Raw genomic sequence first — 16843 nt, forward strand, 5'->3', positions numbered from 1 at the left:
CGAGGAGCGCACCGTCGAAGCCTGCTGGAAGCGCATCGGAACCCTCCTCGACTGCTTCGACCCCGTCGAATGCGCAAACTACCTCGCAAACAGCGGATATGCTTCAGTCTAAGATGATCATGCTCTAAGGACCGACATTGGCGTTCAGTTGACGCCCATCGACAAGAGGGGACGATCCTGCCTGGAATGAATTATGCTGTATGTACAATCAGCTTGCCTGTTCCTGGGCCCATGACTCCTATGGAGTAAGTATCCGATGTGGCTCATTCGCTTCTTCTCCTTCGAAGCGCGTTCCGGTGTCGCACGGTGGCTGGCATGGTTCATCTTGAGTCTCGGGTTTGTAGTATCGGGTGTGGTGACCTTGCGGTACGCAGAGGGGGCCGCATTGGTGTCGGTATATGCGGGACTTGGCCTCGTCGGCGCAAAGCTGGCTACCGAATGCGTACGGCGGATTCACGATTGCGGCCAGTCTGGTCGGCTCGGGTTGCTCGTAGGCGCAAGCGCTCTGGCGCTGGGAATGTTCGGGTGCGTCTACTGGATGGCAAACGGCGCCAATGCTGCGTTCTGGTCCATGCAGGCAGTGGCCGGCGCCGCGCTTGCCTGGCTGTTGCTGCGCCCGGGGATGGGACGCGCAAATCGTTACGGGCCACCGCCCCCAGGTTCGGCCAGCAGCGGCGAACTTGGGAGCAAAAGTGGCTTGTTGGTCGCCTTCGCCTTCCTTGTTGCGGGTACGGCCTTCGGCTTTGCGGTGGTTAGCTGGCAAGCAGGAATGGCCCGCGAGGCGGAGTGGCGGATGAAGAACTCCGGAGAGGGTATGCCGCCGTCTGCGAACGTGGCCGACGAAATGGGCACATCAAGAAGCAAAAGCACGCTTGGTGAGGAGAATGCCACTTCATCGGACCGGCTCGACGTATTGCTCAACGAGGGAAATACAATGTGACCACCGACACGGCCGGCTAAAAGCGGCGCATGATCTGCTCCGCCCTTCATTGAGGTCGGCCGCATGAAGGATGCGACACGTCTTGCCGATGATGTGGACGAGACCGAGCGGTGCTTACTCGAACTCGAGGATGACCGCGTCCACGGCGAGGCTCTCGCCGGGTTTGGCGGAGACCGTTCTCACCCGGCCGGATTTCTCGGCGCGGAGGATGTTCTCCATCTTCATCGCTTCGACGACGGCGAGCGGCTGGCCGGCTTCGACGGCGTCGCCCTCGCCGACGTTCAAGGCTGTGAGCAGGCCGGGCATCGGGCAGATCAGGAATTTGGAGAGATCCGGCGGCACCTTCTCGATCATGTGACGCGACAGGTCGGCGACATGGGCGGGCAGGACGTCGACGATGTGGGCGGCGCCGCGGGTGGTGAGCTTCCACTGGCGTCCGGCTTTCGCCACCTGGACGGTGCGGCTGCGTTCGTCGACCCGAGCCTTGATCAGCGGCTGTCCCGGCTGCCAGCGGGCGATCACTTCCCAGCCGGCATTGCCGTCGACCTGGGCGATGACGCCGCCCTCGAAGCCTTCGAAGCGGATGCGGTGCTCGGCGCCGGCGACCCGGACGATATGTTCGTCGGGAGGGGGGATGGCGCCGCCGAGCTGGCCGCTGATCGAGGCGGCGCGGGCCTCCGTTTCGACGGTGATCAGCGCCGCGATCACGGCGAGATCCTTGACCAGCAGCGGATCGGCGGGTGCGCCGGCGAAGCCTTCGGGATATTCCTCGGCGATGAAGCCGGTGGTGATCGCGCCGCTGCGGAAGCGCGGATGCTGCATCAGCGCGGACAGGAAATCGACATTGTGGCCGATGCCTTCCAGGCGGAAGCTGTCGAGCGCGTCGATCTGGCGGTCGATCGCCGCCTCGCGGCTCGGTGCCCAGGTGACCAGTTTCGCGATCATCGGATCGTAGAACATCGACACTTCGCCGCCCTCGAAGACGCCGTCGTCGACCCGGGTGACGCCGTCGGCGCCGCGTTTCTCGCGCGGCGGCTGATAGCGGACGAGGCGGCCCGTCGAGGGCAGAAAGCCGCGATAGGGATCCTCGGCATAGACTCGGTTCTCCACGGCCCAGCCCTTGAGCTGCACCTGATCCTGGGTCAGCGGCAATTTCTCGCCGGCGGCGACACGGATCATCAGCTCGACGAGATCGAGGCCGGTGATTTCCTCGGTGACCGGATGCTCCACCTGCAGCCGGGTGTTCATCTCCAGAAAGTAGAAGCTCTTGCCGGTCGGATCGGCGCCGGAGACGATCAGCTCGACCGTGCCGGCGGAGAAATAGCCGACCGCCTTGGCGAGCGCGACCGCCTGCTCGCCCATCGCCCGGCGCATCTCCGGCGTGACGAAGGGCGAGGGGGCCTCTTCGACCACCTTCTGGTGGCGGCGCTGGATCGAGCATTCGCGCTCGCCCAGATAGAGGACGTTGCCGTGCTGATCGCCGATCAGCTGGATCTCGATGTGGCGCGGGCTTTCGATGAATTTCTCGATGAACACACGGTCGTCGCCGAAGCTGGCGAGGCCCTCGCGCTTGGTTGCCTCGAAGCCTTCGCGCACGTCCTGTTCGGACCAGGCAAGTCGCATCCCCTTGCCGCCGCCGCCGGCCGAGGCCTTCATCATCACCGGATAGCCGACCTCGCCGGCGATCCGCACCGCATCGTCGGTGCTGGCGATGTCGCCGAGGAAACCGGGGACGACATTGACCCCCGCCGCCTTAGCGAGCTTCTTCGATTCGATCTTGTCACCCATCGCCGCAATGGCTTTTGGGGGAGGTCCGATGAACGCGATGCCTGCGTCGGCAAGGGCGCGCGCGAAGCTCTCGCGCTCCGACAGGAAGCCGTAGCCGGGATGGACCGCCTCGGCGCCGGTCTCCTTGCACGCCATGATGATCAGTTCGGCATTCAAGTAGGATTCGCTCGCCGGCGGCGGGCCGAGGCGGACGGACTGATCGGCCATGCGGACGTGCGGCGCGCGGGCGTCGGCATCCGAGTAAACGGCGACCGTCTCGATGCCCATCTTCTTGGCGGTGCGGATCACCCGGCAGGCGATCTCGCCGCGGTTCGCGATCAGGATCTTTTTGAACATTCAGGCTTCCTCATGAGCGCGTGTGCCCGCGCCTCTTTCATTCTGTGCCTCATCCGCGAGCGGAAGGATCACTCCGCCGCCACCCGGGCCGGCTCCTCAGAGGTCATCGCGCGCAGGCCGAGCTTGGCGAACAATTCGGCGTCGGCACCGGCGCCGGCATTGCCGGTGGTGAGCAATTTGTCGCCGGTGAAGATCGAGTTCGCGCCCGCCAGGAAGCAGAGTGCCTGCGTGCTCTCGCTCATGCTCTCGCGGCCCGCGGACAGCCGGACCATCGAGCGCGGCATCAGGATGCGGGCGACGGCGACGGTGCGGACGAACTCGATGTCGTCGATCTTCGCATGCTGGCCGGCGAGCATCGAATCGCCGCGGACGGTGCCACGGACCGGCACGAGAGCGTTGATCGGCACGCTTTCGGGATGCGCGGGCAGGGTGGCGAGGGCGTGGAGGAAGCCGACCCGGTCCTCGCGGGTCTCGCCCATGCCGACGATGCCGCCGCAGCAGACAGACATGCCCGACGCGCGGACATTTTCGAGCGTGTCCAGCCGCTCCTGATAGGTGCGGGTGGTGATGATCTCGCCATAATGTTCGGGCGAGGTGTCGAGATTGTGGTTGTAATAATCGAGGCCGGCGGCGGCGAGCCGCTCGGATTGCTCGCGGGTCAGCATGCCCAAAGTCATGCAGGTCTCGAGGCCCATCGCCTTGACCCCGGCCACCATCGTGCAGAGCGCGTCCATGTCGCGCTCCTTGGGCTCGCGCCAGGCGGCACCCATGCAGAAGCGGCCTGAGCCCGCCGCCTTGGCCTCGGCGGCGGAGGCCAGCACCGCGTCGACGTTCATCAGTTTCTCGGCCTTGAGGCCGGATTTGGCGAAGGCCGACTGGCTGCAATAGCCGCAATCTTCGGCGCAGCCGCCGGTCTTGATCGACAGCAAGGTGGAGAGCTGGACTTCGTTCGGCGCGTGCCAGCGGCGGTGGACCGCTTGCGCTTCCGAGACGAGGTCGAGGAAGGGGCGGTCGAAGATCCCGGCGATTTCCGCGCGGGTCCAGTCGGTGCGGTCGTGTGAGGAGAGGGTCATTGAAGAATTTCCTGGCAGCAACGTCTCCCCTCCCTGGAAGGGAAGGGGGTAGGGGGTGGGTGCAAGCGCAGCGAGCCCTGCGGCCCAGCGAGCGCCACCGGGGGCATCGAGCCCCCGCTGCACCTGACCCACCCCTAGCCCCTCCCGGATAGGGAGGGGAAGAGGGGGACGGGGAGCATCGGGAAGGATCGGGTGAGCCTCGCTCACGCCGCCGTCTCGTCGAGGGGCGGGAGGTTGTGGCCGAGCAGTTTCAGCACTTCGCCGGCAGCGTCGACCAGGTTGGTGCCGGGGCCGAAGATCGCCTGGACTCCGGCTTCGCGCAGCATGTCGTAGTCGCGTGCCGGGATGACTCCTCCGACGACGACTTTGATGTCCGCGCGGCCGAGCGCGCGGAGCTGGGCGATCAGTTCGGGGACCAGGGTCTTGTGGCCGGCGGCGAGGCTGGAGGCACCGACGACGTCGACGTCCCGGTCGACGGCGAGGCGGGCGCTTTCCTCGGGAGTCTGGAAGAGCGGGCCGGAGACGATGTCGAATCCGAGATCGCCGAATGCGGAGGCGACGAGGTTGGCGCCGCGATCATGACCGTCCTGGCCCATCTTGGCAATCAGGATGCGGGGGCGGCGGCCGAGCCGGCGCTCGACCGCGTCGACGCCTTCTTCGGCACGGCCCCAGCGGGCATCGCCCTTGTAGGCGGCGCCGTAGATGCCGCTCACCGGAGTCGGGATCGTGTCGTAGCGGCCGAACACGTCCTCCATCGCCGACGAGATTTCGCCGAGGGTGGCGCGGGCGCGCGCCGCGTCGACGGCCAAAGCGAGGAGGTTGGCATCGCCGGCGGCGCCGTCGCGGATCGCCTGCAGCGCGGCCTGGACGGCAGCTTCGTCGCGGCCGGCGCGGACTCGATCGAGGCGGGTGATCTGGCCGGCGCGAACCCGGGCGTTGTCGATCTCGAGCGTCTCGATCGGCGCCTCGTTGTCGAGCCGGTAGCGGTTGACGCCGACGATCACCGTCTCGCCTCGATCGACGCTGGCGGCGCGGGCGGCGGAGGCTTCCTCGATGCGGCGCTTGGGCAGCCCTTCGGCGACCGCGGCGGTCATCCCGCCCATCGCCTCGACCTCCTGGATCAGCGCCCAGGCGCGGTCGGCGAGATCCCTGGTCAGGCTCTCGATGAAGTAGGAGCCGCCCAGCGGATCGGCGACGTTGGTGATGCCGCTCTCCTCGGCGAGGATGAGCTGGGTGTTGCGGGCGATGCGGGCCGAAGTGTCGGTCGGCAGGGCGATCGCCTCGTCGAAGCTGTTGGTGTGGAGCGACTGGGTGCCGCCCAACACCGCCGCCATCGCCTCGATCGTGGTGCGCACGACATTGTTGTAGGGATCCTGCTCGGTCAGCGACACGCCCGACGTCTGGCAATGGGTGCGCAGCATCTTCGATTTCTCGGTCTTCGCCCCGAAATCGTCCATGATCCTGTGCCACAAAGTGCGGGCGGCGCGGAGCTTGGCGATCTCCATGAAGAAGTTCATGCCGATGCCGAAGAAGAAGGACAGGCGCGGCGCGAAAGCGTCGACCTCCAGCCCCTTGGCGCGGGCGGCGCGGACATATTCCATGCCGTCGGCGAGGGTGAAGGCGAGCTCCTGCACCGCGGTCGCGCCGGCCTCCAGCATATGGTAGCCGCTGATCGAAATCGAATTGAAGCGCGGCATGTGCTGCGAGGTGTAGGCGATGATGTCGGCGACGATCCGCATCGAGGGCGCCGGCGGGTAGATATAGGTGTTGCGGACGGCGAACTCCTTGAGGATGTCGTTCTGGATCGTGCCCGAAAGCTGGCCCTGGGAGACGCCCTGTTCCTCGGCGGCGACGATGTAGAAAGCGAGCACCGGCAGCACCGCACCGTTCATCGTCATCGACACGCTCATCGTGTCCAATGGGATGGTGTCGAAGAGGATCTTCATGTCTTCGACGCTGTCGATCGCGACCCCGGCCTTGCCGACATCGCCGACGACGCGCGGATGATCGCTGTCATAGCCGCGGTGGGTGGCGAGATCGAAGGCGACCGACAGCCCTTTCTGACCGGCGGCGAGATTGCGGCGATAGAAAGCGTTCGATTCCTCGGCGGTGGAGAAGCCGGCATATTGGCGGATCGTCCAGGGCCGCCCCGTGTACATCGAGGCATAGGGACCACGGGTGAAGGGCGCGAAGCCGGGCAGGCCGGGATCGATATCGGCGCTGTCGGCGGCGGTGTAGAGCGGCTTGACCGCAATGCCCTCGGGCGTGTGCCAGGTGAGGTCCTTGTTCCTGACCTCCTTGGCGGCGGCGGCATCCCAATCTGCGCGGGTGGGAGTCGTGGCGGCCGGTGTCGCAGCGCGCTGGTTCGGCGCGGCGCCTTCCGCGACTGCGCCCGAATCCTCGCCGGTGTTGGTTTCGATGATGGGCTTCTCAGACATGTTTCGATCCGTTCGGGGCCGAGCCGGTCGAAGCCCCTGTTCGACTCCCTAAACAACAAGGAAGGCCCCTCGACAAGCTCGGGGCGAACGGTGCCTCAAAGGCCAGGCGGTTCTTGCTCAGTGGGTGCTTTGCAACGCGTCGCCGCTACCTTGGCCGGTGATCTGGATGACGCGTTTCTCAGACATGTTTCGATCCGTTCCGGCTGATGACGGGGCTCCTCCGCTGTCAGGGTCAGCGGCACCCCGTCATTGTCAAAGCCCGTTCCTTGTTCAACGCCCTAAACAGCAAGGGAGACCCTTCGACAAGCTCGGGGCGAATGGTGTTTCCGAAGCCGTGCCGTTATCAAGCTCGACGTGGGTGTGCGCGCCTGGCTCGCAGCTCTGCCTCGAGCCGGGCGAGATCGTGGAAGGGCGATGCCTCTGCCTTGCGGGTGTCGGCAATCCAGGCTCGTCCGCGCTGAAGATACTCCTGCACCGCTTCCTGGAGCAGTGATTCGAGGTCTCTCTCGCTCGTCTCCGCCCATGCGCGAAGCTCGGCGAGGTCAGCACCACTAAGCGCAATCGTGACGGGCTCGGTCATGACGAAATCCTACGCCTCCGCCCCCGTGCATGCCAGCGCCAAGTCAATGCGCCCCCTTCGGTGTCTCCATCAGCTCGACGAGCACGCCGCCCATATTCTTCGGGTGAACGAAGATCACCGGGGTGCCGTGGGCGCCGATTCGCGGCTCGCCGAGGACCTTCGCGCCCTTGGCTTCCATCTCCGCCTTGGCGGCGTGGATGTCGGGCACTTCGAAGCAGATATGGTGCTGGCCGCCGGCGGGGTTCCTGGCGAGGAAGCCGTGGAGCGGGGAGGCTTCGCCGAGCGGCTCGATCAACTCGATCTGGCTGTTCGGCATGTCGACGAAGCACACACGCACCCCTTGCGCGGGAAGATCGAACGGATCGTGGATCTTGGTCGCGCCGAGCAGGTCCCGGTAAAGCGCGATGCTGGTCTCGATAGACGGCGTGGCGATGCCGACATGGTTGAGGCGGCCGAGGGTCATGAGCGGAATCCGAAGTCGATGTGGAACAGGAGATCGAGCGCGATCGCAGCCATCAGCAGGGCCGCGACGCCGTAGAAGAACAGCAGGGCGTTGAAGGCGCCCGGCCGCTCGGTGCGGACGATGTGGCCGCGGCCGATCGGGAGGCGGCCGGCGCGCAGGCCGCGGCGCACCGTCCAGCCGATCCAAGGCAGCAGGCCAAGCGCGACGATCCCGACGAGGATATCCTCAGAGCGGAATGTTGTCATGCTTCTTCCACGGATTTTCGAGTTGCTTGTTGCGCAGCTTGCGAAGGCCGAGGGCGATGCGCCGGCGGGTGGAATGGGGCATGATCACTTCGTCGATGAACCCCTTGGAGGCGGCTACGAACGGATTGGCGAAGCGGGATTCATAGTCGGCGGTGCGGGCGGCGATCTTGTCGGGATCGCCGATATCCTTGCGGAAGATGATCTCGACCGCGCCGCGCGCGCCCATGACGGCGATCTCGGCGGTCGGCCAGGCATAGTTCAAGTCACCGCGCAGATGCTTGGAGGCCATCACGTCATAGGCGCCGCCATAGGCCTTGCGGGTGATCACGGTGATCTTGGGCACGGTCGCCTCGGCATAAGCGAAGAGCAGCTTCGCGCCGTTCTTGATGATGCCGTTATGCTCCTGGGCAACGCCGGGGAGGAAGCCGGGCACGTCGACGAAGGTAACGATCGGGATGTCGAAGGCGTCGCAGAAGCGCACGAACCGTCCGGCTTTCTTGGACGAGGCGATGTCGAGCACGCCGGCGAGGACCATCGGCTGGTTGGCGACGATGCCGACGGTGCGCCCCTCGATACGGCCGAAGCCGACGATGATGTTGGCGGCATGGGCCGGCTGGATCTCGAAGAAATCACCCTCGTCGACCACCTTCCGGATGAGCTCGTGCATGTCGTAGGGCCTGGAGGCGCTGTCCGGGATCAGTGTGTCGAGGCTGTCCTCGATCCGGTCCCAGGGATCGGTGCAGGTCCGCTCCGGCAGATCGTGGCGGTTGGAGAGCGGCAGGAAATCGAAGAAGTCGCGGGTGGCGCGGAGGGCGTCGATGTCGTTCTCGAAGGCGACATCGGCAACGCCCGACTTGGTGGTGTGGGTGACCGCGCCGCCCAGTTCCTCCTGGGTGACGACCTCGTTGGTCACCGTCTTCACCACGTCCGGGCCGGTGACGAACATGTAGCTCGAATCCTTCACCATGAAGATGAAGTCGGTCATCGCCGGCGAGTAGACCGCGCCGCCGGCGCAGGGGCCCATGATCAGGCTCAGTTGCGGCACCACGCCGGAGGCGAGCACGTTGCGCTGGAAGACTTCGGCATAGCCGCCGAGGCTGGCGACGCCTTCCTGGATGCGGGCGCCGCCGCTGTCGTTCAGGCCGATCACCGGCGCGCCGACCTTCAGCGCCATGTCCATGATCTTGCAGATCTTCTGGGCGTGGCGCTCGGAGAGCGAGCCGCCGAACACGGTGAAATCCTGGGCGAAGACGTAGACCAATCTGCCGTTGATCGTGCCCGATCCGGTGACGACGCCGTCGCCGGGGATCTTCTGCGTGTCCATGCCGAAATCGGCGCAATTGTGCTCGACGAACATGTCATATTCTTCGAAGCTGCCGGGATCGAGCAGCACGCTCAGCCGCTCGCGTGCGGTCAGCCGGCCCTTGGCGTGCTGGGCCTCGATCCGCTTTTCGCCGCCGCCAAGCTGGGCCGCCGCACGGCGTGATTCGAGCTCGTCGATCCTGGTCGCCATGAAGAATGTTCATCCTCTCTTATGCTTGCCGTCCCTTAGGCGCGGCATCGGAGGGAGGCAATCGGGCGGCCGGATCCCGGGTCAGCGGCCTTCGAAGCGGGGCGGCTGCTTCTGCAGGAAGGCGGCGACGGCGGCGGCGAAATCCCGGCTGCGTCCCGCGTCGCGCTGGGCGATGCGTTCGGCGGCGAGGGCGTCGGTGAGCGACAGCTGCTCGGCGTCGCGGGCGAGCCGGCGGATGAGGCCGAGCGCGACGGTCGGCCCCTTGGCGAGATTGGCGGCGAGCGCGGCGGACTCGGCCGCGAGATCGGCATCGTCGACCACCCGCGCGATCATGCCCCAGGCCTGGGCCTGCTCGGCCGACACGCGCTCGCCGAGCAGCATCATCTCGAGCGCGCGGGCCCGCCCGACCAGCCGCGGCAGCAGCCAGGTCGCGCCGGCATCGGGAATGAGGCCGACATTGACGAACGCCTGCAGGAAGTAAGCGGAGCGCGCGGCGATGACGATGTCGGCGGCGAGCGCGATCGAGCAGCCGGCGCCCGCGGCGGGGCCGTTGACCGCTGCGACGACCGGGACCGGGCAGGCGAACAGCGCCTCGATCAGCGGATTGAAATGCGCCTCCAGCGCGGCGCCGGCATCCTCGGGCAGCCCGCCGGCCGCGGTGAGATCGGCCCCGCTCGAAAAGCCGCGTCCCTCGCCGGTGATCAGCAGGCATCGCGCGCCCGATTGCCCGGCTTCGATCACCGCGTCGCGGAGCTCGTCGAGCAATCCGATCGTCAACGCATTCAACCGCTCCGGCCGCGCCAGCGTGATCGCAGCGACCTGGGCTGGGGTCTGTTCGACCCGGATGTTGTCGTAGGCCATGGCTCCTCCTGCCGCCGTTAGAGCAGCGGCTTCGGGTGCTTGCAATGTCGGCGGGTCTGCATGCCTGCCGCCCAGACCAATTCGGTAAGATGAGCGCGAGCCGGCGGACATTTACGGAGGGCTCAGGAACGCGGGACGCAAGGCCGCTTCGCGGCCTCGTGCATCTTCGTGGCTTCGTGAGGGAATGGGCAGATCGGCCCTATCGGCGGGAACGTAGAGGGCGACGGCCGCAAGGCCAAGTTCGCGTCTGAGGCGCTTGTTGTGGTTGGAGCATGTCCGGCGACATTGACACAAGGTCGGGCGCGTCGCAGCTTGGGGGCGGAGGGGGGCTTCTGATGCGTTATGGATTGGTGGCTGCGGCGGTTGCCGTGGCGGCGGTTTCGCCGGTAGGGGCGGCGCCGAAGATCGGGGCTGCGGCGCCGGCTTTCACGATCACGACCTTCGACAAGAAGAAGGTGACCCTGGCCGAAATGCGCGGCAAGGTGGTGGTGATCAACCATTGGGCGACGTGGTGCGGACCGTGCAAGTCCGAGATGCCGATGATGAGCAACTTCCACGCCCGCTACAAGCAGCATGGCTTCGAGATCTTCGGCGTCACCACCGAGGATTCGGTGCAGCCTTATGCACTGAAGAAGGTGGCGGCGGTGCTGTCCTATCCGCTCGCGCGCGGCATCAAGGGCAATTATCCGATCCTGAAGGGCGTTCCGACCACCTACGTGATCGATCGGGCCGGGGTGCTGCGTTTCGCCAAGGCGGGATCGTTCGAGACCGAGGAGTTCATCGACCTGATCATCCCGCTGCTTCGGGAGCCGGCGCCGGAATAAGGCACGGCCGATCGGCCGGTTTTTGGTCCCGTGAATCCGCGAGACATTCAGGTCCTCCGCGGAACGGGGAGAGAGACCGCACGAAGTGCGGTGGAGGGGGGCGAGATCCGCTCGGCTCCTGCAGTTCCAGCGGCAGTGTGGGTCTCGGAACCCCTCCATCAGCTTTCAGCTGGTCCCCCTCCCCGCGAGCGGGGAGGATCTGGGTGCGGCCTATTCGATGAGGGCGGTTTCTTCCGGCGCATGCAACCGGAGGCGGGTAACCCGGCGGGAATCGCTCTCGGTGACTTCGAGGCGCCAGCCCGAGGGATGTTCGACGATCTCGCCTTGCTGGGGCACGTGACCGGCGAGCACGGTCGCGAGGCCGCCCAGAGTGTCGACATCTTCCTCGGTGGCGAGGCGGCCGTCGATGGTGATGGCGACCTCGTCGAGCTCTGCGCGGGCGTCGGCGTCCCAGATGCCGTCCTCGATCGGGATCAGCATCCCGGGCGCCGCCTCGTCATGCTCGTCCTCGATCTCGCCGACGATCTCCTCGACCACGTCCTCGATGGTGACGAGGCCCTCGGTGCCGCCGAACTCGTCGACGACGATGGCGAGGTGGACCCGCTCCGCGCGCATTCGCGCCAGCAGATCGAGCACGCCCATCGATTCCGGCACATAAAGCGGCTTGCGGAGCAGGGTGGCGATGTCGGCCGGCGGCTCGGCGCCGGTCATCTGCACGGTGAACACGTCCTTGACGTGGACCATCCCGATCACCTGGTCGAGGCTCTCCTGGTAGACGGGGAGGCGGCTGTGCTGCGCCTCGACGAAGGCGGCAACCAGCTCCTCGAAGCTGATCTCGCTGTCGACCGCAATGATGTCGCCGCGCGGCACGGCAATGTCGGCGACCGTGCTCTCGCCGAAGTGGAGCAGGTTGCGGAGCATCTGGCGTTCGATCGGTGAGAGATCGCCGACCGCGGGCACTTCGCCCTCGTGGCTTTCGATCGCTTCCTCGATCTCCGCGCGGAGCGTTGCCTCGCTTTCCTCACCGAACAGGAAGGTGCGCAGGCCTCGCCAGAAACTCGGGGCCTCGCTGGTCTCGGGTTGACTATCCTCGTCGTCAGGCATCGGATTGGGATTGAACCTCCGTCGAATAGGGATCGGCGATGCCGAGAGCGGCGAGCGCACGGCGTTCGGTGTCTTCCATCGCTTCGGCTTCCTCCTCGCCCTCCTCATGGTCGTAGCCGAGGAGGTGCAGGGTGCCGTGTACCACGAGATGGGCCGCGTGGTCGTCGATCGAGATGCCCTTGTCGGCCGCTTCGGCGGCGCACACGCCGCGCGCGAGGACGACGTCGCCGAGCAGAACCTCGCCTTTGCCGGCAGCGACGATCCGGTCGAGCAGATCCGCCTCGATCATCGGGAAGGAGAGCACGTTGGTCGGCTTGTCCTTGGCGCGATATTGCGCGTTCAGGGCATGAACCTCGTCATCCTCGGTGAACTTGACCGAGACCTCGACCGCAAGCGGGCTGTCGCCGAGATCGTTCCAGTCGCTGGCGGCGACCGCCGCCCGCACCGCCCGCTCGGCCAAGGCCGGCAGGCCGGTGCTACTGTCCCACTCCCCTGATACGTCGGATTCGACGAGGATCATGCCCTCTTGCCCTCATAGGCCTCGACGATCCTGCCCACGAGCGGGTGGCGGACGACGTCGCCGGCGCCGAAGCGGACCGTGGCGATGCCCTGAACGCCCTCGAGGAGGCCGACCGCGTCGGCGAGGCCCGACTTGCCGGGATCGGGAAGATCGACCTGCAGCGGATCGCCGCAAATCACCATCCGGCTGCGCATGCCGAAGCGGGTGAGGAACATCTTCATCTGCGCCGGCGTGGTGTTCTGCGCTTCGTCGAGAATGATGAAGGCATCGGACAAGGTGCGTCCGCGCATGAAGGCGATCGGCGCGATCTCGATCTCGCCGCTGGCGATGCGGCGCTCGACCTGCTCGGCGGGGAGCATGTCGTAGAGCGCATCGTAAAGCGGGCGCAGGTAGGGATCGACCTTTTCCTTCATGTCACCGGGCAGGAAGCCGAGCCGCTCGCCGGCCTCGACCGCGGGGCGCGACAAGATCAGGCGGTCGACCGAGCCGCCGATCAGCTGCTGCACGGCCTGGGCGACGGCGACATAGGTCTTGCCGGTGCCGGCGGGGCCGAGTGCGAAGATCATGTCGTCGCGCGCCAGCGCCTCCATGTAGACGGCCTGCATCTGCGAGCGCGGCACGATCGTCTTCTTGCGCGTGCGGATCATCACCTTGGGCGGTTCGGCGACGTCGGTCGAAATGATTCCCTCCAAAGTGGGTTGGCCGGACATGGCGATCACCGCCTCGACCATGCCGGTATCGACGTCCTGGCCCTCGTCCAGACGGTTGTAGAGGCCGAGCAGCACGTCGCGGGCGCGGGCCGCCGCTTCCGGCTCGCCCTCGATTTGGACGCGTGCACCGCGCGCGGCGATATAGACTCCGAGCCGATCCTCGATCGAGACCAGGTTGCGATCGAATTCGCCGAACAAGGGCCCGAGCAGATGCGGCTGCTCGAACTCGATCTCCAGGCGCGCGCGCGGCGCGGCGCTTTCGGGGCTGCGTTTCTGAGCCATCAGGCGGCGACCGCCGTCGGAGTCAGGGTCAGCATGCGGCCGGCCAGCGAATTGGGCAGTGCCCCTTCGATCTCAACCTCGATTACCTCGCCGATCTTCGCCTCCGTCTCGACATGCACCGATTGAAGCCAGGGCGACTTGCCGAGCATCTGGCCCGGCCTGCGGCCCTGACGCTCGATCAGCACGCTGGTGCGCTTGCCGATCGTCGCGCGGTTGAATGCGAGCGATCTCTCGCTGAGCAGAGCCTGCAGCCGTTGCAGCCGTTCGTCCATCATTTCAGCGGGAACCTGCTCGTTCATGGCAGCGGCCGGAGTGCCCGGCCGCGGGGAATATTTGAACGAGTAAGCCTGCGCGTAGTTCACCGCCGCAACGATTTTCAGCGTGTCCTCGAAATCGGCCTCGGTCTCGCCGGGGAAGCCGACGATGAAATCGCCCGAAATGGCGATGTCGGGCCGCGCGGCGCGAACCCGCGAGATCACGTCGAGATAGCTTTCGGCGGTGTGGCTGCGGTTCATCGCCTTCAGGATGCGGCTGCTGCCCGACTGCACGGGCAGATGGAGATAGGGCATCAGCTTGGCGACTTCGGCATGGGCGCGGATCAGTCCCTCGCGCATGTCGTTGGGGTGGCTGGTCGTGTAGCGGATACGCTCCAGGCCGGGCAGCGCGTCGAGCGCGCGGATCAGGCCGTCGAGGCCCTGCAGCCGGCCTCGCTCATCCTCGCCTTCCCAGGCGTTGACGTTCTGTCCGAGCAGGGTGATTTCGCGGGCACCGCCATCGACCAAAGCCTTGGCCTCATCGACGATCGCAGCCCAGCCGCGCGAGACTTCGGCGCCCCGCGTATAGGGCACCACGCAATAGGTGCAGAATTTGTCGCAGCCTTCCTGGACGGTGAGGAAGGCGCTGGTGCCCTGGCGCCGGCGCGCCGGCAGGGCACCGAACTTGGACTGCAGCGGCATATCGGTGTCGAGCGCCTTTTCGCCGCCGCGGGCCTTGCGGACCAGCTCGGGCAGGCGATGATAGGCCTGCGGCCCGACGACGATGTCGACTGCGGGCGCGCGGCGCGGGATCTCGGCACCCTCGGCCTGGGCGACGCAGCCGGCAACCGCGATCATCGGCCGGCTGCCGTCGTCGCGGCGCAGGCGGCCAATATCCGAATAGACCTTCTCCGACGCACGTTCCCGGATATGGCAGGTATTGAGCACGACCAGATCTGCATCGCTGCCCTCGGCAGCGGCGGTCATGCCCTCAGCCTGCAACAATTCGCTCATCCGCTCGCCGTCATAGACGTTCATCTGACAGCCGAAGGATTTGACGTGAAAAGTCCGGGGATTGTCCATCGCGCGCCTATAGGCGATCCGCTGCAGCTTCGGAAGGGTGCAGCACCGAGAGGATTTCGCTGCGCGCGGCCTGGGCCAGCGCCTTGCGGTCCGGCGCCGCGGCCGGATCGAGGGGCGGGCGGAAATCGAGGATGACCGGAACGGTCCCGTGCCGCGACAGCACACGGCGGACGTTGGCGCCGGCGCTTTCCTTGCCGACCCACGCGATGTCCGTCGCGGCGGCCCCATAATCAATGGCGACGGGCTGCACGCGGATCCCGGGCAGCGGCGGGAAAAGCGATTCGAACAGGCTGGCGCGGAACGGCAGGATCGACGTGCCGCCGTCGGTGGTTCCTTCCGGGAACAGGGCGACGGGCTGGCCCCGGGCAAGCGCGCCGCGCAGCGTCTGCGCCTGGCCATGGACGGCGCGCCGATCCGAGCGATCGACGAACACCGTGTCGTTGAGCCCGGCGAGCCAGCCGATCACCGGCCAGCGCTCGACATCGTCACGCGAAACGAAGGCGGCGCCGCTCGCACCGGCGATCAGCATGATGTCGAGCCAGCTCAGGTGATTGGCGGCGTAGAGAACGTGGGAGGGCAGGGGCGTGCCGCGGACTTCGACCTTCATGCCGGCGATGCGGCCGACTGCGCCGAGAAAGCGGCGCGGCCAGGGCGACCGGGCGCGTGCCGCTTTCCAGGCATAATGGAGCGGCAGGCAGACGAGCAGGGTAAGAATGATCGCAGCAATGCGCAGGCCGAAGCGGATCACACGCGCTGCCGCTCCGGCTCAGATCTTGCGGTCGACGGCGACGCCGTACAGCTCCATCCGGTGATCGACGAGGCGGAAGCCGAGCTTCTCGGCGATCTTGCGCTGCAGCGCCTCGAGTTCCTCGTCGACGAATTCGATGACGTTGCCGGTCTCGACGTCGATCAGGTGATCGTGATGGGTCGCATCCGCCGCTTCGTAGCGGGCGCGGCCGTCGCCGAAATCATGGCGTTCGAGAATACCCGCTTCCTCGAACAAACGGACGGTACGGTAGACGGTCGCGATCGAAATGCCGGCATCGATCGCGGAGGCGCGGGCATGCAGCGCCTCGACGTCCGGATGGTCTTCGGCTTCGGAGAGGACTCGCGCGATCACCCGCCGCTGCTCGGTGATCCTCAGCCCCTTTTCGGCGCAGAGCGCCTCGATGTCGATCCTGCGTGTCATTCGCCGCCCGGTTTAGCCGAATCCACCGGCCGAACAAGGTGCAGCGCGCGCGTCATGAAGACCGGGGGTGCGCTTCGCGCGGCGAGCGGCTCGCCCGTCGATCGCGGGTGAGGCGGGGAGGGAGGCAAAGGGCGGAAGCGCATCGCACTTCCGCCACATGCCAGTCGAAGCGTCAGCTGCGGCGCGAGCCCTTGGCCGGCGCGGCCTTGGCGGGCGCAGTCTTGCGGCGCTTGGTACCGAGGCCGATCTTCTTGGCAAGCGAGCGGCGCTGCTCGGCATAGTTCGGGGCAACCATCGGATAGTCGGCGTTGAGGCCCCACTTCTGACGATATTCGTCCGGAGTCATCTGATAGTGAGTCATCAGGTGACGCTTGAGCATCTTCAGCTTCTTGCCGTCTTCCAGGCACACGATGAAATCGGGCTTGACCGACGCGCGGATCGAAACCGCAGGGTCCTGCTTCACCGGCGCAGGCTCAGCCTTGGTCCCGAGACCAATCAGCGCGGTGTGTACGTTCTGAATCAGCTGCGGCAGGTCGTTCACTGCGACGCTGTTGTTGCTGACGTGGGCCGACACGATGTCGGCAGTGAGGGTCACCAGAGTTTCAGTCGTGTCGCTATTCTCAGCCATTTTACCTGCCCG

17 protein-coding genes and 1 pseudogene are annotated in these 16843 nt (G+C 66.3%); 3 read left to right on the forward strand and 15 right to left on the reverse strand.

Translation table 11 applies throughout. The features are described from left to right. A pseudogene (locus C7I55_RS28420) lies at positions 1 to 112 on the forward strand (IS630 family transposase); the annotation flags it as partial. A 144-nt stretch (positions 113 to 256) separates the two neighbouring features. After that, positions 257 to 940, forward strand: a complete 684-nt coding sequence (locus C7I55_RS00010) for a DUF805 domain-containing protein (protein ID WP_106510863.1) — start codon at positions 257 to 259, stop codon at positions 938 to 940. A gap of 114 nt (positions 941 to 1054) precedes the next feature. Here C7I55_RS00010 and C7I55_RS00015 read toward each other — a convergent pair whose 3' ends face one another. The 8 genes from C7I55_RS00015 to C7I55_RS00050 all read right to left on the reverse strand — a co-directional run bounded on the left by C7I55_RS00015 (position 1055) and on the right by C7I55_RS00050 (position 10237). Further along, positions 1055 to 3064: an acetyl-CoA carboxylase biotin carboxylase subunit gene (locus tag C7I55_RS00015; protein WP_106510864.1), complete on the reverse strand. Its 2010-nt coding sequence runs from the start codon at positions 3062 to 3064 to the stop codon at positions 1055 to 1057. 68 nt (positions 3065 to 3132) lie between these two features. Continuing rightward, a complete protein-coding gene (gene bioB / locus C7I55_RS00020) occupies positions 3133 to 4137 on the reverse strand; it encodes a biotin synthase BioB (protein WP_106510865.1) in 1005 nt (334 codons plus the stop codon). A 203-nt stretch (positions 4138 to 4340) separates the two neighbouring features. Beyond that, positions 4341 to 6575, reverse strand: coding sequence for a methylmalonyl-CoA mutase (gene scpA, locus C7I55_RS00025; protein WP_106510866.1), 2235 nt, complete (start codon positions 6573 to 6575; stop codon positions 4341 to 4343). 343 nt (positions 6576 to 6918) lie between these two features. Then, positions 6919 to 7155 carry a hypothetical protein gene (locus C7I55_RS00030; RefSeq protein WP_106510867.1) on the reverse strand — a complete coding sequence of 79 codons (237 nt, stop codon included), beginning with the start codon at positions 7153 to 7155 and terminating at the stop codon, positions 6919 to 6921. A 43-nt stretch (positions 7156 to 7198) separates the two neighbouring features. Continuing rightward, on the reverse strand, positions 7199 to 7618 hold the full coding sequence (gene mce / locus C7I55_RS00035; RefSeq protein ID WP_106510868.1) for a methylmalonyl-CoA epimerase: 420 nt from the start codon (positions 7616 to 7618) through the stop codon (positions 7199 to 7201). After that, entirely contained in the window at positions 7615 to 7863 is a 249-nt protein-coding gene (locus C7I55_RS00040; protein ID WP_106510869.1) for a hypothetical protein, read from the reverse strand. The genes mce and C7I55_RS00040 overlap by 4 nt, the downstream gene beginning before the upstream one ends. Further along, positions 7844 to 9376: an acyl-CoA carboxylase subunit beta gene (locus C7I55_RS00045; protein WP_106510870.1), complete on the reverse strand. Its 1533-nt coding sequence runs from the start codon at positions 9374 to 9376 to the stop codon at positions 7844 to 7846. The genes C7I55_RS00040 and C7I55_RS00045 overlap by 20 nt, the downstream gene beginning before the upstream one ends. A gap of 81 nt (positions 9377 to 9457) precedes the next feature. After that, positions 9458 to 10237 carry an enoyl-CoA hydratase-related protein gene (locus C7I55_RS00050; RefSeq protein WP_106510871.1) on the reverse strand — a complete coding sequence of 260 codons (780 nt, stop codon included), beginning with the start codon at positions 10235 to 10237 and terminating at the stop codon, positions 9458 to 9460. A gap of 335 nt (positions 10238 to 10572) precedes the next feature. Between C7I55_RS00050 and C7I55_RS00055 the strand changes: the two genes are divergently transcribed. Next, positions 10573 to 11061 carry a TlpA family protein disulfide reductase gene (locus C7I55_RS00055; RefSeq protein ID WP_106510872.1) on the forward strand — a complete coding sequence of 163 codons (489 nt, stop codon included), beginning with the start codon at positions 10573 to 10575 and terminating at the stop codon, positions 11059 to 11061. Positions 11062 to 11271: 210 nt separating this feature from the next. Here C7I55_RS00055 and C7I55_RS00060 read toward each other — a convergent pair whose 3' ends face one another. The 7 genes from C7I55_RS00060 to C7I55_RS00090 all read right to left on the reverse strand — a co-directional run bounded on the left by C7I55_RS00060 (position 11272) and on the right by C7I55_RS00090 (position 16831). Continuing rightward, entirely contained in the window at positions 11272 to 12165 is an 894-nt protein-coding gene (locus C7I55_RS00060; protein ID WP_106510873.1) for a hemolysin family protein, read from the reverse strand. Then, the gene (gene ybeY, locus C7I55_RS00065; RefSeq protein ID WP_106510874.1) at positions 12158 to 12685 is read right to left on the reverse strand and encodes an rRNA maturation RNase YbeY; all 528 of its coding nucleotides are present in this window, start codon (positions 12683 to 12685) and stop codon (positions 12158 to 12160) included. The genes C7I55_RS00060 and ybeY overlap by 8 nt, the downstream gene beginning before the upstream one ends. Then, a complete protein-coding gene (locus tag C7I55_RS00070) occupies positions 12682 to 13677 on the reverse strand; it encodes a PhoH family protein (protein ID WP_106510875.1) in 996 nt (331 codons plus the stop codon). The genes ybeY and C7I55_RS00070 overlap by 4 nt, the downstream gene beginning before the upstream one ends. Further along, a complete protein-coding gene (gene miaB, locus C7I55_RS00075; RefSeq protein WP_106510876.1) occupies positions 13677 to 15014 on the reverse strand; it encodes a tRNA (N6-isopentenyl adenosine(37)-C2)-methylthiotransferase MiaB in 1338 nt (445 codons plus the stop codon). Before miaB ends, C7I55_RS00070 begins: the two co-directional genes overlap by 1 nt. Positions 15015 to 15021: 7 nt before the next feature. After that, on the reverse strand, positions 15022 to 15762 hold the full coding sequence (locus tag C7I55_RS00080; RefSeq protein ID WP_233221952.1) for a lysophospholipid acyltransferase family protein: 741 nt from the start codon (positions 15760 to 15762) through the stop codon (positions 15022 to 15024). Positions 15763 to 15780: 18 nt separating this feature from the next. Then, entirely contained in the window at positions 15781 to 16203 is a 423-nt protein-coding gene (locus C7I55_RS00085) for a Fur family transcriptional regulator (RefSeq protein ID WP_106510877.1), read from the reverse strand. A 172-nt stretch (positions 16204 to 16375) separates the two neighbouring features. Then, positions 16376 to 16831 (reverse strand): MucR family transcriptional regulator, encoded by a 456-nt coding sequence (locus C7I55_RS00090; RefSeq protein WP_106510878.1) that lies wholly within the window; start codon positions 16829 to 16831, stop codon positions 16376 to 16378. Between the last annotated feature and the right edge of the window lie 12 nt (positions 16832 to 16843).

It is taken from the genome of Allosphingosinicella deserti (genome assembly GCF_003012735.1).
Lineage (GTDB): Bacteria > Pseudomonadota > Alphaproteobacteria > Sphingomonadales > Sphingomonadaceae > Allosphingosinicella > Allosphingosinicella deserti.